The organism is Erythrobacter sp., assembly GCF_039988855.1.
Lineage (GTDB): Bacteria > Pseudomonadota > Alphaproteobacteria > Sphingomonadales > Sphingomonadaceae > Erythrobacter.
On sequence record NZ_JBDXIY010000015.1, the window covers coordinates 43281 to 66069 of the forward strand.

The 22789-nt window shown below is 55.4% G+C and carries 21 protein-coding genes; 9 read left to right on the forward strand and 12 right to left on the reverse strand.

Annotation, left to right across the window (positions count from 1 at the left end; all coding sequences use genetic code 11):
* Positions 1-40 precede the first annotated feature (40 nt).
* From ABJ205_RS03140 to ABJ205_RS03150, 3 genes are all read right to left on the reverse strand, one after another.
* Positions 41-481, reverse strand: coding sequence for a chemotaxis protein CheW (locus ABJ205_RS03140; RefSeq protein WP_348158250.1), 441 nt, complete (start codon positions 479-481; stop codon positions 41-43).
* Positions 478-2916: a chemotaxis protein CheA gene (locus ABJ205_RS03145; protein ID WP_348158252.1), complete on the reverse strand. Its 2439-nt coding sequence runs from the start codon at positions 2914-2916 to the stop codon at positions 478-480. Before ABJ205_RS03145 ends, ABJ205_RS03140 begins: the two co-directional genes overlap by 4 nt.
* A gap of 110 nt (positions 2917-3026) precedes the next feature.
* Entirely contained in the window at positions 3027-4415 is a 1389-nt protein-coding gene (locus ABJ205_RS03150; RefSeq protein WP_348158255.1) for an MATE family efflux transporter, read from the reverse strand.
* Between the two features lie 202 nt (positions 4416-4617).
* Here ABJ205_RS03150 and ABJ205_RS03155 point away from each other — a divergent pair, with 202 nt between their 5' ends.
* A complete protein-coding gene (locus ABJ205_RS03155) occupies positions 4618-5394 on the forward strand; it encodes a class II aldolase/adducin family protein (RefSeq protein ID WP_348158258.1) in 777 nt (258 codons plus the stop codon).
* A 25-nt stretch (positions 5395-5419) separates the two neighbouring features.
* Positions 5420-5986 carry a (2Fe-2S)-binding protein gene (locus tag ABJ205_RS03160; protein WP_348158261.1) on the forward strand — a complete coding sequence of 189 codons (567 nt, stop codon included), beginning with the start codon at positions 5420-5422 and terminating at the stop codon, positions 5984-5986.
* Positions 5987-6082: 96 nt separating this feature from the next.
* Here ABJ205_RS03160 and ABJ205_RS03165 read toward each other — a convergent pair whose 3' ends face one another.
* A complete protein-coding gene (locus ABJ205_RS03165) occupies positions 6083-8314 on the reverse strand; it encodes a TonB-dependent siderophore receptor (RefSeq protein WP_348158264.1) in 2232 nt (743 codons plus the stop codon).
* Positions 8315-8487: 173 nt separating this feature from the next.
* Between ABJ205_RS03165 and arsC the strand changes: the two genes are divergently transcribed.
* Positions 8488-8832, forward strand: a complete 345-nt coding sequence (arsC, locus tag ABJ205_RS03170; protein ID WP_348158267.1) for an arsenate reductase (glutaredoxin) — start codon at positions 8488-8490, stop codon at positions 8830-8832.
* Positions 8833-8835: 3 nt separating this feature from the next.
* Here arsC and ABJ205_RS03175 read toward each other — a convergent pair whose 3' ends face one another.
* The gene (locus tag ABJ205_RS03175) at positions 8836-10233 is read right to left on the reverse strand and encodes an MFS transporter (protein WP_348158270.1); all 1398 of its coding nucleotides are present in this window, start codon (positions 10231-10233) and stop codon (positions 8836-8838) included.
* Between the two features lie 95 nt (positions 10234-10328).
* The gene (locus ABJ205_RS03180; protein ID WP_348158273.1) at positions 10329-11159 is read right to left on the reverse strand and encodes a hypothetical protein; all 831 of its coding nucleotides are present in this window, start codon (positions 11157-11159) and stop codon (positions 10329-10331) included.
* A gap of 71 nt (positions 11160-11230) precedes the next feature.
* Here ABJ205_RS03180 and lipB point away from each other — a divergent pair, with 71 nt between their 5' ends.
* Positions 11231-11932 carry a lipoyl(octanoyl) transferase LipB gene (lipB, locus tag ABJ205_RS03185; protein WP_348158274.1) on the forward strand — a complete coding sequence of 234 codons (702 nt, stop codon included), beginning with the start codon at positions 11231-11233 and terminating at the stop codon, positions 11930-11932.
* The gene (locus tag ABJ205_RS03190; RefSeq protein WP_348158276.1) at positions 11929-12255 is read left to right on the forward strand and encodes a hypothetical protein; all 327 of its coding nucleotides are present in this window, start codon (positions 11929-11931) and stop codon (positions 12253-12255) included. The genes lipB and ABJ205_RS03190 overlap by 4 nt, the downstream gene beginning before the upstream one ends.
* 5 nt (positions 12256-12260) lie before the next feature.
* Here ABJ205_RS03190 and ABJ205_RS03195 read toward each other — a convergent pair whose 3' ends face one another.
* The gene (locus ABJ205_RS03195; RefSeq protein ID WP_348158279.1) at positions 12261-13376 is read right to left on the reverse strand and encodes an alkene reductase; all 1116 of its coding nucleotides are present in this window, start codon (positions 13374-13376) and stop codon (positions 12261-12263) included.
* A gap of 68 nt (positions 13377-13444) precedes the next feature.
* On the opposite strand from ABJ205_RS03195, the gene ABJ205_RS03200 reads away from it, so the two are divergent.
* The gene (locus ABJ205_RS03200) at positions 13445-14395 is read left to right on the forward strand and encodes a DMT family transporter (protein ID WP_348158282.1); all 951 of its coding nucleotides are present in this window, start codon (positions 13445-13447) and stop codon (positions 14393-14395) included.
* 418 nt (positions 14396-14813) lie between these two features.
* Here ABJ205_RS03200 and nadA read toward each other — a convergent pair whose 3' ends face one another.
* The gene (gene nadA, locus ABJ205_RS03205) at positions 14814-15812 is read right to left on the reverse strand and encodes a quinolinate synthase NadA (RefSeq protein WP_348158284.1); all 999 of its coding nucleotides are present in this window, start codon (positions 15810-15812) and stop codon (positions 14814-14816) included.
* 128 nt (positions 15813-15940) lie between these two features.
* On the opposite strand from nadA, the gene ABJ205_RS03210 reads away from it, so the two are divergent.
* Entirely contained in the window at positions 15941-17554 is a 1614-nt protein-coding gene (locus ABJ205_RS03210; RefSeq protein WP_348158287.1) for an AMP-binding protein, read from the forward strand.
* A gap of 36 nt (positions 17555-17590) precedes the next feature.
* Here ABJ205_RS03210 and ABJ205_RS03215 read toward each other — a convergent pair whose 3' ends face one another.
* Together ABJ205_RS03215 and ABJ205_RS03220 are read right to left on the reverse strand one after the other, a co-directional pair.
* Positions 17591-18826: a diguanylate cyclase gene (locus ABJ205_RS03215; protein WP_348158290.1), complete on the reverse strand. Its 1236-nt coding sequence runs from the start codon at positions 18824-18826 to the stop codon at positions 17591-17593.
* 148 nt (positions 18827-18974) lie between these two features.
* Positions 18975-19853 carry an MBL fold metallo-hydrolase gene (locus ABJ205_RS03220; RefSeq protein ID WP_348158291.1) on the reverse strand — a complete coding sequence of 293 codons (879 nt, stop codon included), beginning with the start codon at positions 19851-19853 and terminating at the stop codon, positions 18975-18977.
* Between the two features lie 92 nt (positions 19854-19945).
* On the opposite strand from ABJ205_RS03220, the gene glpK reads away from it, so the two are divergent.
* A complete protein-coding gene (gene glpK / locus ABJ205_RS03225; protein WP_348158294.1) occupies positions 19946-21418 on the forward strand; it encodes a glycerol kinase GlpK in 1473 nt (490 codons plus the stop codon).
* Positions 21419-21428: 10 nt separating this feature from the next.
* On the opposite strand, the gene ABJ205_RS03230 is transcribed toward glpK, so the two are convergent.
* Positions 21429-21905 (reverse strand): DUF1465 family protein, encoded by a 477-nt coding sequence (locus ABJ205_RS03230; protein WP_348158296.1) that lies wholly within the window; start codon positions 21903-21905, stop codon positions 21429-21431.
* A 210-nt stretch (positions 21906-22115) separates the two neighbouring features.
* Positions 22116-22313 (reverse strand): DUF465 domain-containing protein, encoded by a 198-nt coding sequence (locus ABJ205_RS03235; protein WP_348158391.1) that lies wholly within the window; start codon positions 22311-22313, stop codon positions 22116-22118.
* 306 nt (positions 22314-22619) lie between these two features.
* On the opposite strand from ABJ205_RS03235, the gene ABJ205_RS03240 reads away from it, so the two are divergent.
* Positions 22620-22787 carry a DUF465 domain-containing protein gene (locus ABJ205_RS03240; protein ID WP_348158299.1) on the forward strand — a complete coding sequence of 56 codons (168 nt, stop codon included), beginning with the start codon at positions 22620-22622 and terminating at the stop codon, positions 22785-22787.
* The last annotated feature ends 2 nt before the right edge of the window (positions 22788-22789 follow it).

The window sequence follows — 22789 nt, forward strand, 5'->3', positions numbered from 1 at the left end:
TCAGAACCCTTATCGGTAAGGTGATAAGGTAAGGATTGAATTAAGCCGCTACGCCTAATGCTGCGTTTCCATCGATAATTGTTCCAAGATCGAGCAATAGTGCCGGCCCGGCGCGTGTTTCGATCAAGCCTTTGGCAGCTTGCGACCATTGTTCGCCAAACCCTCCTGGAACGCTTGTGGGCTCGCCGATGGCGCTGCAAATGTCTTCGATTGCATCAATTCTAAGAGCGTAGGAGTCCCCGCCATAGCTCGTCACAATTGCGCGCGGGTCAGTTTGAAACTCTTCGGTATTAAAGCCGATGGCTGTTCTGCAATCCAAAACCGTTAAGGCCTGACTGCGCACGGCGGTGAGGCCTGTAATATAGGCCGGGGTCCGCGGGACCGGAGTGATTATTCCAATTTCAATGACGGATTGAACATCAGGTGCCAGAAACGCGCAGCGACGCCCAGCGATCAGAGCCATTACCAAAAGCGAGTTCATTGCTCAGCTCCTCCTGCGCACCGAACCTGGCGGAGCGCTTCGACCAATCCTTCTCGGTCATACCTATAAATTGTATCGCTGTTCCCAACCGCCTCTTGCACATCGCGCAGGCGAACCACCGGCGCTGAAAATGGCTTTTCGAGGGCAATTGCGGCTTCATATTGATCCTCAAACCAGATCGCGACATCTTCTTGCGCGTCGGGGTCTGAGATGACTTCATAACCAGCCGAGGAGATCAAAGGTGCAAGAATGACCTGTGCCCACTCACCTTCCGGAATACGGCACTTCGGTTTCTCGGTGCCTTGGGGCGCTTCCCCAAAGCTGCCGAACAGCGCGTGCCCATCGATAAGGTTGACCGTTTTGTCGCCGACCAGAGTGACGGCTTCGATCAGTGGTTCGTCGCTCACTTGTTTTAACTCACTCTTGAGTTCAACCGCTTCCTCAACCTCGCGCACAGCATGCAGTAGATGCATGGCGCCATCGTTCAAACGCAGCAGGCGCAGCTTTTCGAGTTCAATTGGCTCTTCGGGCAAACCGACGAGAGGAAGGATTTCACCATCGACTACGGCTCGGTTTTGCGCGCCGGATCGGTCAACTGCGCTCATTGCAATGGTTTCGATCCGTTGGACCAATTCCAGCCGAACCGCACAGCGCCGACCGTCAAAATCTCTAAACAGCATAGCGCGGCTGACATCGCTGGCTTCAGTTTGCTCTGCACTCTTCTCGCTTTGAAGAACCCGGCTTCTCAAGTCGGATGCAATTTTCTGTCCAGATGCAATGCTTGTCACATCAAGCAGGAGAACCGGCTGGCCATCATCAAGCAAAGTGGATCCGGCGTAAATGCCCGCTCTCATGATCGCAGGAGCCAGCGGCTTTACAACGATGTCGCCGTGCGAATGGATTGCATCAACCGCGAGCGCGAACAGATCCCCGTTGGCCAAGCGCAGCATGACCATCGTCAGCTCCGTTTCGGCAAGTTTGGACTCTGGAAGACCTAGAGTTTGACTGGGAAGCAGACATGGCACGCGCTTGCCGCGGAATGTGACAAGTGCGGTTTCGCCCACACGGGTGAAATCAACCGCCTTGGATGATGAGTGAATGATCTCTTCGATATAGCTTTGTGGGATAGCGAAGCGTTGTCCGCTTATTTCGACGGTGAGCCCTGCGATTATGCTTAAGGTGAGGGGTATCTGAAGGGTGAATTGCGTGCCCACACCCTCTGTTGATTTGACCGAAATAGCGCCGCCCACGCGCTCAAGATTTTGGCGCACAACATCAAGTCCAACCCCGCGGCCTGAAATATTGCTGACGGTTTCTGCGGTCGAAAAGCCTGGCTGAAAGACCAGCTGCATAATGGCATCGCGGTCCATTTCGGCGCGCTCAGCTTCGCTGATTACTCCCGTTTCGATGGCCTTTCTAGCGATGTTGGCCTCGCAAAGGCCGCTTCCATCGTCGCTGACCACGATCAGGATCATATTGCCAGCTTGGCGGGCGGTAATGGTCAAAAACCCAATTTCACGCTTGCCAAGGGCAATGCGCTCGGAAGGTTTTTCGATACCGTGGTCGATCGAATTACGAATGATATGAGTAAGCGGATCGCGGATTGTTTCGATCATCTCGCGGTCAAGTTCAACATCGCCTCCCTCAATATCGATCATGACCTGTTTGCCCAGGTCATTGGAAAGATCTCGAACAAGGCGCGGGAAAGCGCTGAATAGAGTTTCGATCCGCTGCATCCGCATGCGTGTGATCGCATCGCGTACGTCAGAAAGGATCGTAGTGAGCCGTTCAAATGGGCCATCAATCATCGGCTGTGTGCCAGCCTGACGCAGCCTGTGAGCAAGGTCGTTGCGCGCAAGAACCATGTCAGAAACGCCGCTCATCACCCGATCAAGCAGATCGACGGGCAGTCGAATGGACCGTTGGACGGCAGCGTTTTCTGGTTTCTTTGTGTTGGGGCTTGTCTCTTCGCTTGCGCTGCTGAGATCGGTTTTGAGGCTCTCCTCAAGCTCTTGGACTAACGCTCTATCGTTAGCCGTTTCGGCAAAGCTGCCCGCTTCCTCTAATTCCTCGGCTTCTAGCGCTGCAATTAGAGCATCATCGTGCTCTTCCGGAAACTCTTCGCCTGCTTCAATTGCATCAACCATAATAGCGATTCGGTCGATGACCGCCAAAACGGCAGTGACAAGTTGGCTGTCAGGTTGACGCCGGCCAGCGCGGCAATCGGACAAAGCGTCCTCTGCCGCATGGCTTAATTTTGCGAGACGAGGAAAATCGAAAAAGCCGCAATTGCCTTTGACGGTATGAACAAAGCGGAAGATTGTATCCAGCCGCGCACGATCGCCTGGATTGGCCTCCCAAGCGACGATTTCGCCCGAGCTGGCCTCCAGCATTTCGCGTGTTTCTGCCACGAAGTCCGCCAGAAGGTCGTCCATTGTGCGTTTACCCCTACAAATGTGAGACGGGTTTACATCTCACGAGCGCTTATGAAGGGGGATGGTTAATGAAAGACTACTTCGAAGGGCATGGAGCTGCGCAAGAGGCGTTATGCGGGGCTAGCGATCTTGTCTGGCGACTTGCGCGCAAGCAGCCAATAAGCGAGCACAGCGCCTGTTAGTCCGCCAAAGATATTTGCTGAAAGCTCTGCGGAATAAACCGCCGCGCTGCTCCAACTGGGCAATAAGAACCATGCAAAAGGCAACATCACAAGGAACACGCGCGCTGCTGATTGGCTGAGCGCGAAGGATGCTCTGTCGATTGCGTTGAGTATGCCGTTTGAGACGATCAGAACGCCAAAGCCAGCATATCCCCAAGCGGCGATTTCGATATAGAGAACGAATTGCTCAATAATCCGAGGTTCGTCTGAGAAAAGCCGCGCGAATGATCCGGCCATTGGTACGGTGACAGCGACGAGCGCAAGGCCCCAAACAAGGCAAAATCCGAATGCATAAAGGGCAGCTTGGCGGGCTCTGTCATATTCCCGTGCACCCCAGTTTTGGCCCACAATTGCACCGATCGAACCTGAGAGCGCCAATAAGGGGACTGTCGCAAGTCCTTGCAATCGCCCTGCCGCACCAAAAGCTGCGACCGCCGCTTCGCCTTGTGTTGCAATGATCGCGGTTAGGACGGAAAGGCCGATCGGGTTGATCGAATTTGAGAAGGATGCGGGGCCTGCCACGCGCAGGATTGCCGCAGCTGGATCAACCCAGCTTCCTTCGCGAAGGAGCGATAGGTCCAACGGCAAATCGGTTTGGCGCAACAGCATAAACGCCATCACCACGCCGATAAGGTAGCCAATGATCGTGGCATAGGCTGCACCCGCAATGCCATACCCCTCAAAACCAAACGCTCCGGTGATGAGGATCGGGTCGAGCACCCAATTGGCGGCCGCGTAAGTGATCGAAATATAGCTCGTCCTTTTTGCCTCGCCCTGTCCGCGAAGAACGCCGTTGAACCCCATTATCGCAAGGATAAGCGGGAAACCGATCGCAAAAGGATGCATATAATCAAGGATAAGGCCGCGCAGATGTTCTGGCGCATTCATCAAGGCAAAGAGCGGCCCAGAAAGCGCAAAAAGCAGCGCGCCAATGATAATCCCGATCACGACGGAAAAGACGAGGCCGAAATTGGCCCTTCGTGCGCAGCGTGGTCCATCACCCTCGCCAAGAGCGCGCGCTACGACTGAATTGATGCCGACCATGACCCCCACGCCAAGCGAAGAGAGCGCAACAGTGACGGGGAAGATGAAAGCAATCGCTGCCAGTGCTTCTGGTCCGAGCTGCCCTATGAAATAGGCATCGACGAGACCAATCGACATTATCGCGGCCACGCCAATTACCGCAGGCAAAGTTTGTCCCACCAAATGACCAGTTATGCTGCCCTTGGTGAGCTTTGCGGTCATATTTCCATTTGAGATTGAGGGGGGCTTGCTCATGAGAGAGGGGGGCTTATCTGCGCAATGGAAAACGCGCAAAGCAATTCACTTAGTTACCGACCAAAGATTGTCTTGGGCCGACCAAAGGCGAGCGAGGCATAGCCAAGCGCACAGGACAGCCAAGCGCACAGACATGCTTGCCGCGAGGTGCAGAATAGTGCGATAAGGGTTTCAAAGTGAAATTCGAGAAAGGGATAGATTCATGGCAACCCAATTGAAGCCTTCTGAAAGTCTTGAAGGTCAAGTGAGCAAGGAAGAATGGCAAGCACGCCTTGATTTGGCGGCCTGCTATCGGATCTTCGATCACCTTGGTTGGGGCGAATCGATCTACAATCACATTTCTTTGAAAGTGCCGGGTGAGGAGGGAACTTTTCTCATCAACCCATTTGGCCTTCTATACGATGAAGTGACCGCATCGAACCTCGTGAAGATTGATGTCGATGGCAATAATGTGGGCGGCTCGCCTTACATGGTAAACAAAGCAGGCTTCACCCAGCATGCACACTTCCACAAACACTTGGGTGGGCGCGCTGATGCGATTTGCCACGTCCACACGACCGCGACGATGGCAGTGTGCAGCCACAAAGAGGGCCTTCGCCCGATCAGCTTTTACGCCTGCAACTTCCAAGATCAGATCGGCTATCACGACTTTGAGGGTGTGACTGTTCGCGCCGAAGAAGGGGACCGCCTGGTTCAAAATCTTGGCAATCATACCGTTCTGATGCTGCGCAATCACGGCCCTGTTGTGATGGATGGCACCATTCAGGGAATGTTCTTGAAGATGTGGGCGCTCCAACGGGCTTGCGAAATTCAGATCGCTACCCTTTCTCAAGGCGAACCTACGGTTGTCTCGCAAGAGGTGATCGATGTGCACCAGCGCGACCTTTCTGTCATGTCCAGCCAAGGCGGGGCAGGGGTGTTCGATTTCGAAGCGTGGAAGCGCAAGATTGACAAAATCGACGACAGCTGGCGCAGCTAAGTTCTCAAACAAATAGGCCGCGCCAATGCCGCGAATGACCATCAATGGGCGTCCGGTTGAGTTTGATCTCGATCCTCAGATGCCCCTGCTTTTCGCGCTTCGCGAAGCGGCGAACCTTACGGGTACCAAGAATGGCGGCGGCGGGGCGACGTGTGAGTGCGGTGCCTGCACGGTACTTGTCGATGGGGCCGCTCTAAGGTCATGCCGGATCACTTTGGCAGAAGCGGAAGGCCGCTTTATCACGACCATTGAGGGGCTTTCACGCGATCGATCCCATCCGGTGCAGCAGGCGATGGTCGCAGAACAAGCCATCCAATGCGGATTTTGCACGCCGGGCATAGTGATGGCCGGGGCGGCTCTTCTGCAACGCAATGCTTCGCCCACCCGCACTGAAATCGAAGAGGCTATCCCAAATGATTGCCGTTGCGGTGTCCACGCACGTCTTGTTAGCGCGATTGAACGGGCAGGACGTGTGACCCAGCGGCAAGAAAGCATCAGCGCAGCACCCGCACCCGCGATTGATGCGGAAGACGCAGCCCAGGCCGTCCCGGCTCTGCGTGTTCCGCAGTCTGAACAAAATCCTTCAGAATAAACGAAGGCCCCATCAATCGGAGAGTGATTGATGGGGCCTTCGCCTCACTCCTTTTCGGAGCATTCGATGGCGCCGATTGGCGCATTGATCTTTCGCTTAGAAGCGACCCGTAACCGCAAAGCGTGCGTTGAGCGGTGCACCAACGGTGGCTTGGTGTGTTGAGTGCGAGTTCGGGAAATATGTCGTATCGGTGAGGTTTTCGATATTCACTTGGACACGCAGATTGTCGCTCACGTCATAAAACGCTGCTGCATCAAAACGGGTGTAATCAGGCAAGACTGCTGTGTTGCCGTTATCGATGAAGCTTGAACTTTGGTGCGTGACACCGAGGCCGAGACCAAACTTATCGGTCACTTCCACTTGGTTCCAAAGAGAGAACATGTGCTCAGGCAATTCGCGTGGGCGAAGACCGGTGCCACCATTCTGGTCGACCTGTTCGCCGTCAAGGTATGAGTAACCTGCTGAAACGGTCCAACCGGGAAGAACCTCGCCTTGCAATTGCAGTTCAAAGCCTTCGGTTTGCGAATCGACAATGACGAATTCACCCGCATCAACCGCGCTAACCTGAGGTTGACTTTGCTCGATCTGGAAGATCGCAGCGGTAAGGCTGAGGCCTTGAACAAAGTCCCATTTTACGCCCGCTTCGATGTTCTCAAAGCGGTTAGGCTCGAGCACATCGTTGTCCCCATTGATATTGGCAAACTGCTCGCCCGAACGCGGAAGGAAGCTCTCAGAATAGCTCGCATAGATCGAGATGTTCTCTTGCGGCTTGAGAATTACGCCGCCGCGAGGAGAGAATTCTTCATCCTTACGGGTGCGAAGCTCGGCAGCAGGTACGTTGTTGACGGTAATGTCAAAGCTGTCGAAGCGGCCACCGATCACCACGTTGAGCCAATCGGTTAGCTCGATTTCGTCTTGAACATAGAGCGAGAACACGTCGATATCGACCTGTGTAAAATCGTTGAGGTCGGTAAAGGCATTGGTGGTTGTGCGGCCATCCGCAAGCGTTCCAATATTGTCGGAAAGGGAAAGCGGACGAGTAGCGTTAAAGATCGCTCTATCGGTTCGCGGTGTTCCAAAAATATCAGCGCCAAAGATCACCGCTGTTGGATCGGCTGCCAGCGTATCGAGGTCATCTTGCGACGTGTCGAAGAAGGTGTTGAAACGGTTCTGATCAGACGTCGTGTTGATATACTCCCCGCCGATAAGGAGTGTATGGACCAACGAACCGGTTTCAAACTCGCCAACGATATTGCTTGAGAGAATCAAGTTCTGGCGCTCGGTTGTGTCGATATATCCATCGAGTTCAACGAGGTTCGTCGCTTCGTCATAGTCATTGACGAAGAAGTTCGAATACACCTTGTCGTAGTCGCCATAAAAAGCGCTGAACACGCCTTTCCAGTTTTCTGAAAAATTATGGCTGACACTGGCCCGCAGAATATGCGCTTCAAGATCGAGGAAGTTCTGTTCCGGCGTGCCGAATGTGATGTCGTCCAGCGCTTCTACAGGACGCCCGTCATCGCCTGTCGGGATGCCGCGATCAATAAAGCGATCATGGTTGGCGTATTCGTAGGAGAGATCAACGATCGTGTCGTTACCAACCGCGAACCGAGCGGTTGGATTGATACCGATGCGTTCACCGTCATAGAAATCGCGGTGATTGTTGAGGTTTTCATATGCGGCATTCACACGGAACGCAGCATTCTCTGAACTTGAAAGGTTGACGTCTGCGAACACGCTGAACTCACCAAACGTGTCGACGGCGACCTGACCGCCAGTGAAGTTGGTATCGAACTCACCTTTCTTGGTCACCCGGTTCAAAACACCGCCAGCCCCGCCGCGACCAAAGAGAAGCGCGTTGGGGCCGCGAAGGATCTCAACCTGTTCGATATTGTAGAGGCTGCGGAAATATTGAACGTCATCGCGCGTGCCATCGATAAAGAAGTCAGCGGTGGAGCGCACGCCGCGGAAGACAACAGCATCGCGGTGGCCTTCGCCTTGCGATGTGTTCACGCCGGGAGTGTAGTCGATGATCTGACCAATGCTGGTCCAACCGCGCTCTTCGATCTGTTCGTCACTGGTGATCGAAAGGCTTTGCGGCACGTCGATGATCGGGGTCGGAGTTTTGACCGAAGCTACGACGCTTGATTGAAGGATATCGCCCGTTACGAGAATGTCATCGCCCTGGCTCTCCAAGAGTGGACCTGAGGGAGAGACAAGATCGGTGCCTTGTTGTGGGCTTGGTTCCGGGCTTGTTTCAGCCGCGGCAGGAAAAGCCACAACAGCGCAAGAGAGAAGAAGCGCGGTACGCGAGAGGTAGGTTTTCAAGATGTTCCCCTTGATTTCGTGTTCGCCGACTCCGCTATTGAAAGCCATTCGCAACTGCAAGAGGAAAATTGCGAATTATTCGCATTTTCTTATTTTGTGGCATATCGATCTCACGCGAGGTAAGAAAACGGCGAACATTACAAGCAGGAATAGGCAGGCAGGAATAGGCAAGCATGAAAGCGACTATCTGGCACAATCCGAAATGCGGAACCTCGCGCAAAACTCTGGCGATTTTGGAAGAGCGCTCTGACGTGGAGCTAACCGTGGTTGAGTATCTGAAAGAGCCGCCGAGCCGCGAAAAGCTCGCACAGCTCTATAAGGACGCTGGGATCACGCCCAATCAAGGGCTTCGTATTCGCGGAACCGATGCGAAAGAGCGCGGGCTTCCGGAAGCCGATGCGGACGCGGTTTTGGATGCAATGGCGGCTGAACCAATTTTAATGGAACGCCCGCTTGTCGAAACGCAAAAAGGCGTGGCGATCTGCCGTCCTCAAGACGAAGTGCTGAAGCTTCTTTAAACCTTATTCAGCGGTCTTGCGGTCTGCTGTGAGCAATTCATCTCCGGCCAAGGTGCGCCAGCTGACAAGCGCCATACAAAGGCAGACTGCGATGATCGAACCAAAGCCGAGCCAATCATCGATTGAATAGAGCCACACGCCAAGGGCCGGCGCATAGATAAAGCTTGCCCCAGCAACGCTTGCGACAATCCCTGAGGCTTGACCTTGCTCTGCGCGGGTAACAGCCAATGACGTGCCCGCTGTTGTGCCGGGGCGAAATAGGCCAAATCCAAGCGATGCAATGGCATAGCCCAAACACAGCGAAACCACAGTATCGGCTGCGCCTAGAATGGCTGTACCTGCGGCTGCAACCACCAATCCCGACAACGTCGCGGCGCGCGGTCCAATTTTAAAACGCGGGATAATGCCCCATTGCGCCAGCAAGGTTGCAAGAGCGCCAAACACCAACACAAGGCTAACGATTCCGGTCCCTTCGGTGAGGTTGTCGCGCAAAGCCAGACGGTCCAGCACCAGAAAGCCGATCACCCCCATGACCATTGCCTGCGCATGGCCTCCGACAAGACTTGCAATCACCCAGTGACGAAGGCGCGGTTCAAACCATTTCAATCGAGGGCGATCGTCCTCCGGTAAGGCAGGTTCCGCCTCATCGCGGTCCTCTGCATCTTCAATCGCATCGGATGCATTTGCCCCTGCACTTGGATCGCCAAAGGTTTTGCCGCGAGCTGCATATTGCGGTTCATCATTTGGCAGGCGCAGTCGTACCAAGACAAGCACAACGATGCCGACAAGGGTGAAGAACCAAAATGGGCCGGTAAGGCCAATGCCAAAGAAGGGCACCACCATTAGCGGGGCAAGAACAGGTCCGACGACTGTACCAAGGCCAAAGCTTGATGCGACGAGCGACAACGCCTTTGTACGTTCCGAACGCGGAGTGCGCGCCGCGACATAGGCCTGCACCGCTGGCGGCGCGGCGCTGCCAAATCCGCCATAGAAGCTGCGGGCAATCGCAAATAGGAAAAGTGTCCATGCCCCTGCAAGCCAACCTGAAAGGCCCATCCAAAGGACAGCAGCACAAAGCGACATTGAAACGATAAAGCCGATAAGCCCAAGCGCCATCATCGCCTTCCGGCCGCGTTGATCAGAACGCCGCGCCCATATCGGGGCGCAGACTACCCACAGCAAAGCCGACCACGAATAGGCAAGGCTAATCCAAAAGTCGCTGATCTTAAGAGCCGTACCAACCGACGGCATGATCGAATGCATCGCGGTATTGCCCGCGGCCGCGACGAGCATGACCATGAAGAGCAGCGCCATGCGCCCGTTTGGGATGGCGCTATGGCTCTCGCTGCCATCTGGGCCAGCAGGCTTAACTTGCGTGGTCGGAGGCTGAGATTGAGACATTGACCATGCCGCTAGGCCAGTGCAGCGCTGGGATCAATCGGTGATTGCTCAAAATGGGTGCGGAAAGGAGGAGGGGGGGACTGCCCCTCTTCGCTTTATCCAAAAGTGTCTTCGATCGCTTCGGCGCTAGGGCCTGTCAACTGACCGTGCATGGCCGCTGCAGCGCTGCAAAGCACCATGCCATAAACTATGCCTGTAAGGCCGCTTGCAAGACCAAGGATAAGCGCACCGACCGTTCCCGTTCCGGCAATGGCGGCGACAAGACCGAACACGCTGGTGAAGATGAGGCTGGCAATTACCATGATTGCAACAATGATCGTCCAGAAACCGGTGATTGGCCATTGCTTGGGCTTCGTTAGGGCGAAACTCCTAGACAGAACTTTGACCGGGTTGAGTGTGTTTTCAAAAACCATCACCGGCATCGCCATCGACACCCGTCCACCAAGCCAGGCGACGAACACCAGAACTGGGATGAAACCGACAATCCCGATGACCGCTGATCCCAAAAGTCCACTCACCAGCGAAAAGGGCAAAATGATCGCAACGGCGCCGAGCATGTAAATCAGGAAGGCAAGCACGGTCAGGGCGAAAAGGCTGGGCACGGCTTTGATGCCAGAGCCAATCGCTTGCCCTACAGTTGGGCGAGCATCGCTCATAAGGGCAATCATTGATGCGTTTCCAATGAATTGAAGCGTCATAGAGAACAATCCACCTGCAATAAGCGGCCCTGCAAAGCTTGTCATTTGGGCCGCGACCAATTCTGGATCAGCGGTCGGATCGACGATCGATTGCATATCTGGGATGAGCATGTAGAGCGCCACATTAGGCAGCAGCAAAAAGACAGCTGCTACGATCAAAAGCAGCTGGAAATTCGCTTGAATCAATTCAACTGCACGCGACCAACAGGTGTTCATATCAAAGTTCATGGCTGCCCCTTAGCTCGCAAGATTACGCTTTGCTGCTTGATTTTGCCCGACATTGGCCCCACGCAAAGCCAATGGCAAGCCACGCACAAAATTTGCCCCAAACCTTAAGCGCTTCAACCTTGGAATGGCGGCGCGAGGCATCACTTGTGCCTTACGCGCACGCGCTTAAGGCTATGGAAACGCGTAATAATGCGATTACCACTGGAGAGGCGGAGGAGCAGATTTGGCTGCTTGAGCACCCTCCTGTCTACACCGCAGGAACAAGTGCGGATGCGAGCGAACTTGTCGACCCGCGCTTTGATGTGGTGGAGACAGGCCGAGGCGGGCGCTACACCTACCATGGGCCGGGGCAACGGGTCGGGTATTTGATGCTGGACCTTGGCAAGCGCGGTAAAGATGTGCGCTGCTTTGTCCATGCAATCGAAGGCTGGGTGATCGATACGCTTTGCGATTTCGGTGTTGATGCATGGCGCGCCGAAGGGCGGGTTGGCATTTGGTGCGAGGATATTGACGGGCGCGAGGCGAAAATCGGTGCGATTGGCGTGCGGGTTCGCCGCTGGGTGACTATGCATGGGTTCTCGGTCAATTTGGACCCGGATCTTTCCCATTTCAGCGGCATCGTCCCTTGCGGGATCGACGAATTTGGCGTCACCAGCCTTGCGCGCCTTGGCAAAAGTGTGTCGGCGCACGAGTGGGATGAGGCGCTTATCAAACGCGCAGATGGATTTTTGGGTACGCTTGAGGCGGCCCGGTTAAGAGCATGTCGAAAATGAAAACTTCAAAGAAAAGCCTTTGTCTTGCCGTCGTATTGCTTGCCCTGTCGGCTTGCGAGGAGGAAGCACCTGTGGCTGTCTCAAGTGAAACCGGCGGTGAGGCCTCTGGCGAGATATTGGGCGGCACGATCAGCGATGATATGATCCCATTTGACCAGCTTACGTCCACCTCGCCTCCGGCTGAGCGCACAACGACCACTGTGACAAGCTCTGAAGACGGAACTCAAACGACGGTTGAAACCACGGTGACCACTTCGTCCGATCCCGAAGCGCCCCAACCGGCGCCGCCGGAACCACCAGCGACGCCAGATGAAGGGCAATAGAAGGCTTAGGCTGCGCTAGTGGCAGCCGTTTCCTCTTCCATTGTCGGATAGTCGATGTAGCCGTCTGGGATCGGGAAGTACCAGCTTTTGGGCACGTCCTTGTTCGGGTTGAACGGCGCGCCTGCGGCGATCCGTTTTTCCAGATCGGGGTTGGAGATGTACGGACGGCCATAGCTCACTGCATCACACCGACCGCTTGACACATCATCATCGCCTTCTTGCGCGGTGTAATCTGAATTCAAGATCAACGCGCCTGAGTAAAGCCCGCGGATCATCTTATCCTGCTTAGGTACATCGGTTTGGCCAAAGGTGCCGTTGGGGCCAGGCTGACGCAGTTCTAGATAGGCTAGGCCCATCTCCTCTATCACCTTGGTGGCTGCGCCAAAGATGCTTTCAGGATCGGTGTCATCGGTGCCTTGGCTGTCACCATTGGGTGAGAGGCGAATACCCACACGGTCCGCGCCCCATACACCGACAAGCCGTTCAAGCACTTCGCGCATAAAGCGGGTGCGATTTTCAGGGCTGCCGCCATATTCGTCTTCGCGGTGGTTGGTTCCGTTGCGTAGGAATTGATCGACGAGATAGCCGTTCGCACCGTGCAGTTGTACGCTGTCGAACCCGGCCGCTTTCGCGTTTCGCGCCGCTTGCTCATAATGGTCGAGTGTCCGGTTGATGTCGTCCTTGGTCATGGCACGCGCGACATCGTATTCTTGGCGTCCGACGGGCGTATGCGCTTCGCCGGGTGCTTTGGTCGCACTTGCCGAAAACGGCGGCTTTCCATCAAGGAAATAGGACGAAACAATCCGGCCCATATGCCACAATTGCATGGCGATCAGGCCGCCTTCTTCCTTCACACCTTCAACGATAGGCTTCCACGCTTCGGCCTGCTCATCGCTCCAGATACCGGGTGCCGAAGGCCAGCCAAGCCCTTCGGTGCTGATGCCGGTTGCTTCGGTCAGGATCATACCGGCGCCTGCGCGTTGGCGGTAATAGGTGCCCATCATTTCATTGGGCACAAACATCGGCTTTGCCGCGCGGCCACGGGTGAGCGGGGCCATGAATATACGGTTTTTCGCTTCAAGCGCACCCATCTTCAGTGGCTGGAAAAGAGCATCATGCATGTGTGGAATTCCTCCAGATACGTTTCATTTGGCTATCTACTTGGCGGTAAGGGAGCTACGGCGCAAGCATGGAAAGCGTTGAGGCCAAAGAAGAGAATGTAACTAGGAAGCCTGCAGGTGAGGTCTCTCGACTGCGCCTAGCGCTTCTTTTGGTAGCGTTGCTGGGCGGAAACGCGGCGCTAGCGCTTGGTGCATGGTTTGTGCGTTTGGCCGATACAGGGCCTGTTGCCGCCGGTTTTTGGCGGCTGGCGTTGGCGGTGCCGTTTTTGCTGTTGCTTGCGCGGGTCAACGGCCAAGCGGTGCTTTCTATCGGTCCCAAGAGGATCGCCATTGTGGTGCTGGCCGGGCTCTTCTTCGCAGCCGATGTGGCGGCGTGGCATATCGGCATTGGTATGACGCGGCTGGGCAATGCGGTGCTGTTCGCCAATTCGGGCAGCATTATCCTGATGGCGTGGGGTTTTCTTTCGGTAGGGCTTTTCCCCAAGCGTTCCGAATGGCTTGCCATGGCGTCCGCGGTTGCAGGGGCGGGGCTGCTTATGGGGCGCAGCTTAGAGATTTCGCAAAACACATTTTACGGCGATTTGTTGAGCCTTCTGGCTGGCATGTTTTACGCAGGCTATTTGCTGATCCTCCATGACGCGCGGCGCACGGTGGGCGGGTGGAGCATATTGTTCTGGACAGGGTTAGCAGGCGCGCCGGCGCTGTTGGCGTTATCGCTCAGCTTTGGAGAGGTGATCTGGCCCACCGATTGGACCGCGATTGTGCTGCTTGTGGTGGTGAGTCAATTGTTGGGGCAGGGCCTGTTTGTTTACGCGCTGGGCCACTTCCCGCCGCTGATTATCGGGCTTAGTCTGCTAACCCAGCCCGCGATTGCGGCAATGGCAGGGTATTTTGCCTTTGGCGAGGTTCTGAGCGCGCTGGACGTGGTCGGGATGCTGCTTCTGGGCTCAGCGCTGGTGGTGGCGCGGGTGGCTCAGTTCAATGGAGCTACCGTCACCCCAGCGAAAGCTGGGGTCTAGGCTAGGACCCCTATTGGCCACGCTCGCAAATTGGGAGCTGTTTTAATCCAGGAAGGACAAGTGACCGTCGTTCCTCGGTGCTGTAGGCCAAGTACATTCCGAGATATGCGTATGCCCCCCTCGCATGCCAGTGACTTGAGGACCCGCTAGCCGAGTAACCCGGTCTCTGAATCGAGCGAGCAAAGGTCCGATCAACAAGTGAAAAAAGTTCGTCAGAGTGTTTTGTCTCAAGGCACGAATAGATCGGCTCGTTCAGCGCGCCATCGTGCACTGCTGACCGCACAAAAAGGGTCGCACCTAAGCAGAAGAAAAAGATAGCAAGCAGAGAGATTCCGGCTGACCGTCTAAGAATTCTTCCAACGAGACGCATGAAACGAGGTTTGTGCCAGTCAAACTGAACTCGAACTGACGAGCCCTATCATCCCCCAAACTTCACAAAGCCCAAATCGCCCTGTCCCACGGTCCCGCTTGCCATCTCCAGCATCCGATCAAGGCTTTTCTTAGCCTCCAGACGCAGCTCCTCGTCCATCTCGATCCGGGGCTCCAGATCGCGCAGCGCAGTGTACATCTTCTCCATGGTGTTCAGCGCCATGTAAGGGCAGATGTTGCAGTTGCAGTTGCCGTCGGCGCCGGGCGCACCGATGAAGGTTTTTTCGGGCAGCGCCTTTTCCATCTGGTGCATAATGTGCGGCTCGGTCGCGACGATCAGAGTGTCGCCTTCGAACTCCCTCGCAAATTTTAAAATACCGCTGGTCGAGCCCACATAATCGGCATGGTCGACAATCGCAGGCGGGCATTCGGGGTGCGCGGCCACAGGCGCGCCGGGGTGCTGTTCTTTGAGCTTGAGAAGCTCGGTCTCAGAAAACGCCTCATGCACCACGCAAACGCCTGGCCACAGCAGCATTTCGCGGCCAAAATTACGCGACAGCCAACCGCCCAAGTGACGGTCCGGGCCGAAGATGATCTTTTGATCTTCGGGGATCTGCGCAAGGATCGTCTCAGCCGAAGAGCTGGTTACGATAACGTCAGACAGCGCTTTCACTTCGGTCGAGCAATTGATGTAGGTGAGCGCAATGTGGTCAGGGTTTGCCTCACGAAACGCCTTGAATTTCTCTGGCGGGCAGCTGTCTTCCAAGGAACAGCCTGCGTCCATGTCGGGCAGGATCACCGTCTTTTCAGGGCTGAGGATTTTGGCGGTTTCGGCCATAAATTTGACCCCGCAAAACAGGATCACATCCGCGTCCGTCTCTGCCGCTTTGCGCGATAACTCCAGACTGTCGCCCACGAAATCGGCGATATCCTGAATATCGGGTGTTTGGTAATAGTGCGCGAGGATTACCGCGTTGCGCTCTTCCTTAAGGCGCTTGATCTCGGCGTGGAGCTCTGCCCCGCTTGGCACTTTGCTTTCAAAACTCATGGATGCATCCCTGCTATCTGTCTTGGGTTTGACATAAGCATGATTGCCGTGATTTGCGAGTATTCAGTTTGCGAATGACTCGCGTGGCAAATGTGCTAGCCTCCATCACTCAGTAGAGGGGAAACGCGATGTACGAGCTTGATCTCAATGAGGCCTATTGCCCGGCGCAAACCGACACTGAGTATAAAGAGCGCACGATTGAAGGTGTGCTGCGTGAGCAAGCCGAAGCGCGCCCAGATGCACTTGCCATGCGCGAATTGCTTCCCGACGGGTCGGCGGGGCGCGATTGGACCTATGCTGAGCTTTTGGCAGATGGTGAGCGGGCCGCGCGCGCACTCGCCTCGCGCCACCCCAAGGGGACGCGTATTGCGGTGATGGGCGGAAATTGCCCGGAATGGGTGCTTATTCAAATGGGCGCGGCGATGGCGGGACTGGTGATCGTCACCGTCAACCCAAGCTTTATCGCGCGTGAGGTGCGCTATGTGCTCGAACAATCGGGTTCGGGTGCGGTCTATTATCAACCTAATGTGCGTGGAAGCGCCCTTCGCCCGGTGGTGGATGAAGCAGCAGCGGGTCTGCCAGCGTCGGAATATGTCCTCGATATGACCGACCATGGTGAGCTTTTCGCGGGTGAAAATGACGGCGAACTGCGCAGCACTGAGCCGCGCGATATCTGCATGATCCAATACACCTCGGGCACCACTGGCTTTCCCAAAGGCGTGCTGCTGCACCAACATGGGCTCGTCCAATCGAACCGGGACATTTTTGAACGCTGGAACATTGGTGTGGGGGACAAGGTCACCTGTCCATTCCCGCTGTTCCATACCGCAGGCAGCGCGGTTTGCGTGCTGGGCACATTCTCGCGCGGCGGCACTTTGATGCTGGTCTCGGTTTTTGATCCTGTTGCCGTTGCCAAGATGATTGAGCGCGAAAAGCCAGAGGTTTTGGGCGGCGTTTCCACCATGATCTTTGCGATTATCGAAGCGGCGAAGGCCACCGGCACCGATGTCTCGGCGGTGCGCACGATCCTTTCGGGAGGCGCCATGGTGCCGCCGGAACTCAACCGCGCAGCGCAGGCCATTTTCGGCGTGCCGATCCTGATCGTTTATGGCCAAACGGAAACGTCCCCTGCGATCACCGGGGCATGGCCAACCGACACCGACGAAGAGCTTCTGGAGACCATTGGCCAGCCTTGTAGCCATATGGAAGTCTCCATCCGAAACCCTGCCGACAACAGCGTGTGCGCCGTGGATGAGCAGGGCGAGATTTGCATGCGCGGGTTTAATATGATGGCCGGGTACAACGACAATCCGGAGGCAACAGCAGAGACCATCGACAAGGATGGCTGGCTGCATACCGGCGACTTGGGCAGCATTTCAGCGCGCGGTTATGTAAAGATTACGGGCCGGGTGAAAGAGATGATTATTCGCGGGGGCGAAAACCTATTCCCTGCAGAGATCGAAGCGGTAATGATCGAACATCCTGCCATTGCGGAAATTGCCGTGGCTGGTGTCCCGGATGAAAAATGGGGCGAGATTGTCGCTGCATTCCTACGCGTCGCTGATGGGTTTGAACGCCCCAGCAATGACGAACTCAAAGCCTTCATCCGCGAGCGTCTTTCCCCGCAAAAGACCCCTGCGCATTGGGTTTGGATGACAGAGTTCCCGCTAACGGGATCGGGCAAGATCCAGAAGTTCCAACTGGCGGAAGATTTCGCCAAGGGGACAATTGCATCGGTTTAGTCGGGAGTATTCTCGACTTTGGATAATGGGCTCTTTTTAGGCCGCTTTATGGGCATCTGGCGCTGTTTGAGAGGGTAAAGCGTGTACCTTATTTTTCGGCGCGCGTCTCTTGCTAGGCAATTGTGAGACGGGCGCGATCACCACAGTGTCTTTGCCCTCAGCCTTTGCCGCGTAGAGCGCTGTGTCTGCCCTACTAAAGGCGCTTGCGTAGGTTTCACCGTCTTGAATATCAGCCACGCCAAAACTGCTGGACAAGCATTCATCAGAGGGATTGTCGTCTATTGTTTGCTTGGCAAATCCCATGCGGATTCTCTGCGCAAGGGCATGGCCTGCGGTAGGATGTGAGCTTTCAACGAAGATGCAGAACTCTTCTCCACCGATCCGACCAAAGGAATCGCCACGCCTCATTGATGCTCTGACCGTATCAGCAAACTTTTTCAGAACACGGTCACCGACCTGGTGCCCCCATTTGTCATTGATCCGTTTGAAATTATCCAAATCGCATACGATCAAAGAGAAAGTAGAATTGGCCTTGCGGCTTGAATTGAGGCGCAGATTGACCTCATGTTCAAAGAACTTTCGGTTCTTGGCCTCAGTGAGAGGATCGAGGGAAAAGCGCTCCTCAACATCACTGATGTGGTCCTTGACGACCGATGTGAACAGGACAACTGAAAGCAGCAATCCTAGGAAACCCAAAAACCAGAAAAGTACGGCGTGAAACTGTAAGCTGACCAGCGTGTCCATAGAAAGCGGACCGTTAAGCGCAAAAGAAAGAGGGGGGCGAACAAAGCTCTGGAATGCGATGAAACCCCAAATCACCAAGATCGCCTTGTCGAGCCAAGTTTTGCGTCCCACTTGCCCCAGAATTATGGTTCCTATGAGGAACAAAATTCCAATCGTCGAATTGGCGAGCAGCATCTCTACGGCGACACCTTGGCCTGTTTGCGACAAAATGCCGACACACGCGCATCCAATTAGAGACACTGATATCATGAGTTTTGTCGGCGGGCTTTTACCCAATCTGCGTATCACGCTCCAGTTATACGCTACTGCTGCGAGCGAGAAAATTAAAAGGAATACGGCAACGACCGCGCGTCCCATTTGAGCGGTTGCTGTCACCGCCAGCATATAGCCAAAGCCGGTCAAACCAAAAGCGAGAGCGAAACTGAGGTTTTCGGATTTAGCCGTATTGCGTCTCCACAACTCGAAAAACGCGCAAGCTGATAGGAAAGGCAGTACCGGCAACAAGTAGATGATAATTGCGTCACTCAAAACTTGGCCTCTTCACCCGAACCTCCCCAAGTGCAGTAAAGGGCATATTGCTTAAGATACTGATAAATAGCTTCCAAACAGAAGGCGTATTGAGTGGCTAGGCCTTGCAAGGAAATCTGGGTGGCAAACGGTGCAAGTTATTGATCTTTTAGCACAACTTCCAAACCTCGTCATCGCACTGCGCCAGCCCCCGCTTCCCAAGATCGAGCAAATGCGCGGTCACGCTCATTCTTGCGGCCCCGACAAGACGCTCGTCCAGTCCTTTATACATATCAGGCACAAAGTCGGCGGCAGTTCGGGCGCGTTCGCCCATCAGGCGCAGTATCTGCTTCTCGCGTTGGCGGCGGTGGCCGATCATGCCGCGCACCAACTGCCGAGGCTTGGTGATCGCTGCGCCGTGGGCTGAGTGGTAGACTTTGTCATCGCGTGCCTGAAGTTTCTCAAGGCTCGTCATATAGTCGCCCATATCGCCATCGGGCGGAATGACGACGCTGGTGGACCAGCCCATCACATGGTCACCGGTGAAAAGGGATCCACTTTCCTTCAAAGCAAAACAAAGGTGATTGGACGTGTGCCCCGGCGTGGCCACAGCTGTCAGGGTCCAACCTGTACCGCACATTTGCTCACCGTCTTCCAGCACGCGGTCCGGCTCATAAGTGGTATCAAAGGCCTCGTCTGAACGCGGGCCATCGACTTGCAAAACAAGCGGTGCACAGCCCACGATAGATGCGCCCGTGCGCGCCGCCAAAGGCGCAGCGGCTGGGGAATGATCGCGGTGCGTGTGGGTGCACATAATAGCGACAATTGTGCGTTTCCCAACGGCCGCCAAAATCGCGTCAATGTGCGGTGCCTCGTCCGGCCCCGGATCTATCACCGCGCAATCAGGGCCGCTTGCCTCGCCGACCACATAGGTCTGCGTCCCGGTGAAGGTATAGGGCGATGGATTGGGCGCAAGCACGCGGCAAACCAAGGGTTCGACCGGATCGGCAAGGCCCGTTGGCCAAGGCTTGGGGGGTATTTTCGACATGGGCTTTGCATATGCCGGATGGGCTGGCAGAAGTCATCAGTGTGTTTGGGGTGAGGGCGGCTCGGCACATGAGTGAAAGCGAGTAAGAAACAATGTCTGACTATATTCTTGTCCTTGACGAAGGTACCACTTCAACCCGCGCTATGCTGTTTGCAAGCGACGGTGTCCTGGCGGCGAGCGCTCAAGAAGAGCTGACGCAGCACTACCCACAAGCCGGTTGGGTTGAGCATGACGCGGGCGAGATTTGGGAAAAGACGCTTCGTTGCGCAAATGAAGTAATTCCAAAGGCGGGCGGTGCTGCGATGATTGCTGGGATTGGCATCACCAATCAGCGCGAAACCGTTGTTGCATGGGATAAGGTGACAGGCGAGCCGTTAACCCGCGCGATTGTGTGGCAGGACAGGCGCACTGAGCCTTTCTGCGCTGAGCTGCGCGCGGCGGGGCATGAGGCTCAGGTTCAAGCCAAAACCGGACTGCTGCTTGATCCCTATTTCTCTGGCACCAAGATGCGGTGGATGATGGATAATGTGCCCGAAGTGCGTTCAGCAGCAGAGCAAGGGACTTTGGCGTTCGGTACGGTTGAAAGCTGGCTTGTCTTCAAACTTTCAGGCGGGGCCAGCCATATTACCGATGCCAGCAATGCAAGCCGGACGCTGCTTATGGGCTTAACCGGCGAAGGCTTTGACGCGGAGCTTTGCGATTTGTTGGGTGTGCCTTTGCCCGCACTTCCCAAGGTGACTGATATGTCGGGTGATCTCGCCTGCACGGACGCAGCGCTTTTTGGACGGGACATTCCCATCACCGGGCTTGCCGGAGACCAACAATCCGCGACCATCGGTCAGGCCTGTTTTGCGCCAGGTGAGACCAAGGCCACTTACGGTACAGGCGCCTTTGTGCTCACCAATCAAGGGTCGGTCGTTCCAAATTCCAAGAACCGGCTGCTTGGCACAGTTTTGATGCAGATCAATGGCGTGCGCACCTACGCGATTGAAGGGTCGGTCTTTGTCGCAGGCAGCCTTGTGCAATGGCTGCGCGATAGTCTTGGGGTTGTCGGCACCGCGAGCGAGACCGAAGGATTGGCGCGCTCCATTCCGGACAGCGGCGGAGTGACCATCGTTCCTGCTCTATCGGGCCTTGGTGCGCCGCATTGGAATGCTGAGGCGCGCGCGGTTATCGCCGGGCTGAGTTTTGCGAGTGGTAAGGCGGAAATTGCGAGAGCCGCGCTAGAAGCGATGGCGCATCAAACGCACGATCTGGCTCAGGCCTTTGCTGCGGATGGGACCACTTGGCAAACTTTGCGGATCGATGGCGGTATGTCGGCCAATGATTGGATGGCGCAAGATCTTGCTAACATGCTCGGTGTCACCGTCGAGAGGCCTGACTTTGTCGAAACCACGGCTTTGGGTACAGCCATGCTCGCAGCAGTTGGGGCAGGCATTTATCCCGACCTTCAAAGGGCTGCAGCGGCCATGCGCGGGGATGTTTCCACGTTTGAGCCTTCGATGGAAGACGCTGTTCGCCAAGAACGGCTGTCGCGCTGGAGACGAACGCTTCAGGCCGTTTGAACACGCAATATTACATGGAAAGGTCGCTTAACCTGCGTTCGAGCCGTGAATGAATGGCGCGCGCCGGCGAGGCCATTTCAAAACCGCATCGCCATGCTTCATCCAATCGCGCGATGCGCTTGTGCAATTGCTCGCTTTCCATGATCAAATCACGGGTTGCAGGCTCTAGCGCTTCGAGCGCTCTTTCATCTATTGGACGGTCTTTAGGCAGCGTGCCGTGCAGGCGAACTTGTTGCTCGCTAAGCTCGCCCGAGAAAAAGGCGCGCTGATTTAGCAGCCATGCAAGGACATGCATCATGCGCGTGGTCGTTTTTAGACCTTCCGTTGACAATGCCAGCCGGGCCATCGTGTCGCTATTGCGTTCCGCTGGAATCTCGGGCTCATGTGCGCCGCGCGCAAACACTGCGCGCACTTCGTCGGCAAGCACTAGGGCTTCGGTGTAAAGCGCTTCCACAATCGGGCGCGAAAGATTCGTGGCATTTGTCATGGGTATTTGAGTTAGTCCGATGAATACGAGTGTTCCAGTAGCCTATGGTTACTTTCCTATTGAGATTTTGCTGTGTCTCTTATGGGGACGATAAGGTGCATATACTTACCCACCTCGGTAAGCCCCTTAAGTACTGTTACGCATACGGACGACTACGTATAAATTTGGGCGACGGCGCGCCGGTCTAAGACGGTCGGTGCGCGGGCTTGCTCAAGCGATAATGTCGGGAAGCAATGTGTCTTCGATGACAGCGATCTGATCTTTCAGCCGTAGTTTGCGTTTCTTCAACCGTGCAATTTGCAGTTGGTCACTCGCGCCGGCCTCGACCAAGGCCGCAATGGCAGCGTCCAGATCGCGGTGCTCAGTTCTTAACAGCCCAAGTCGTTTCTCTAGCTCTTGCTCATTCATGAGTGTTGCAGGCCCGTTCCATATTGCGCGTGAAGTGGTTGCGGCAGGCGGTTGTGCCGATGCCGTTTCAATGGCGGCTTCAAGGGGCAACCGCAAGGGCCACTCATAGTGTCAGCAAGGTCTAAGGGCTTTACCCAGCTTGTGAAGAGCGCTTCGTCTTGGATATAGCTTAAGTGGTCGTTTCGGCTCGGTGCAACACTTTGCAAGTTAGCGCGGGATATGATTTTATCATGATAGCAGTTCGGACATGAAGGTCCGAGTCGCCAACCGGGGGCGAACCCTCGACCATCAAAGGAGACCAAGCATATGGCAATGTCCGCAGCATCCTCACACGTGAATGCTCTCCAATCAAAACATGCAGGGTTAGAGGCCCGTCTTCGTGACGAAATGGCTCGTCCGGCTCCTGATTCAGCGGCGGTCCAGGCGCTCAAGCGACAAAAATTGAAGCTAAAAGAAGAGATCGAACGCTGTTGATC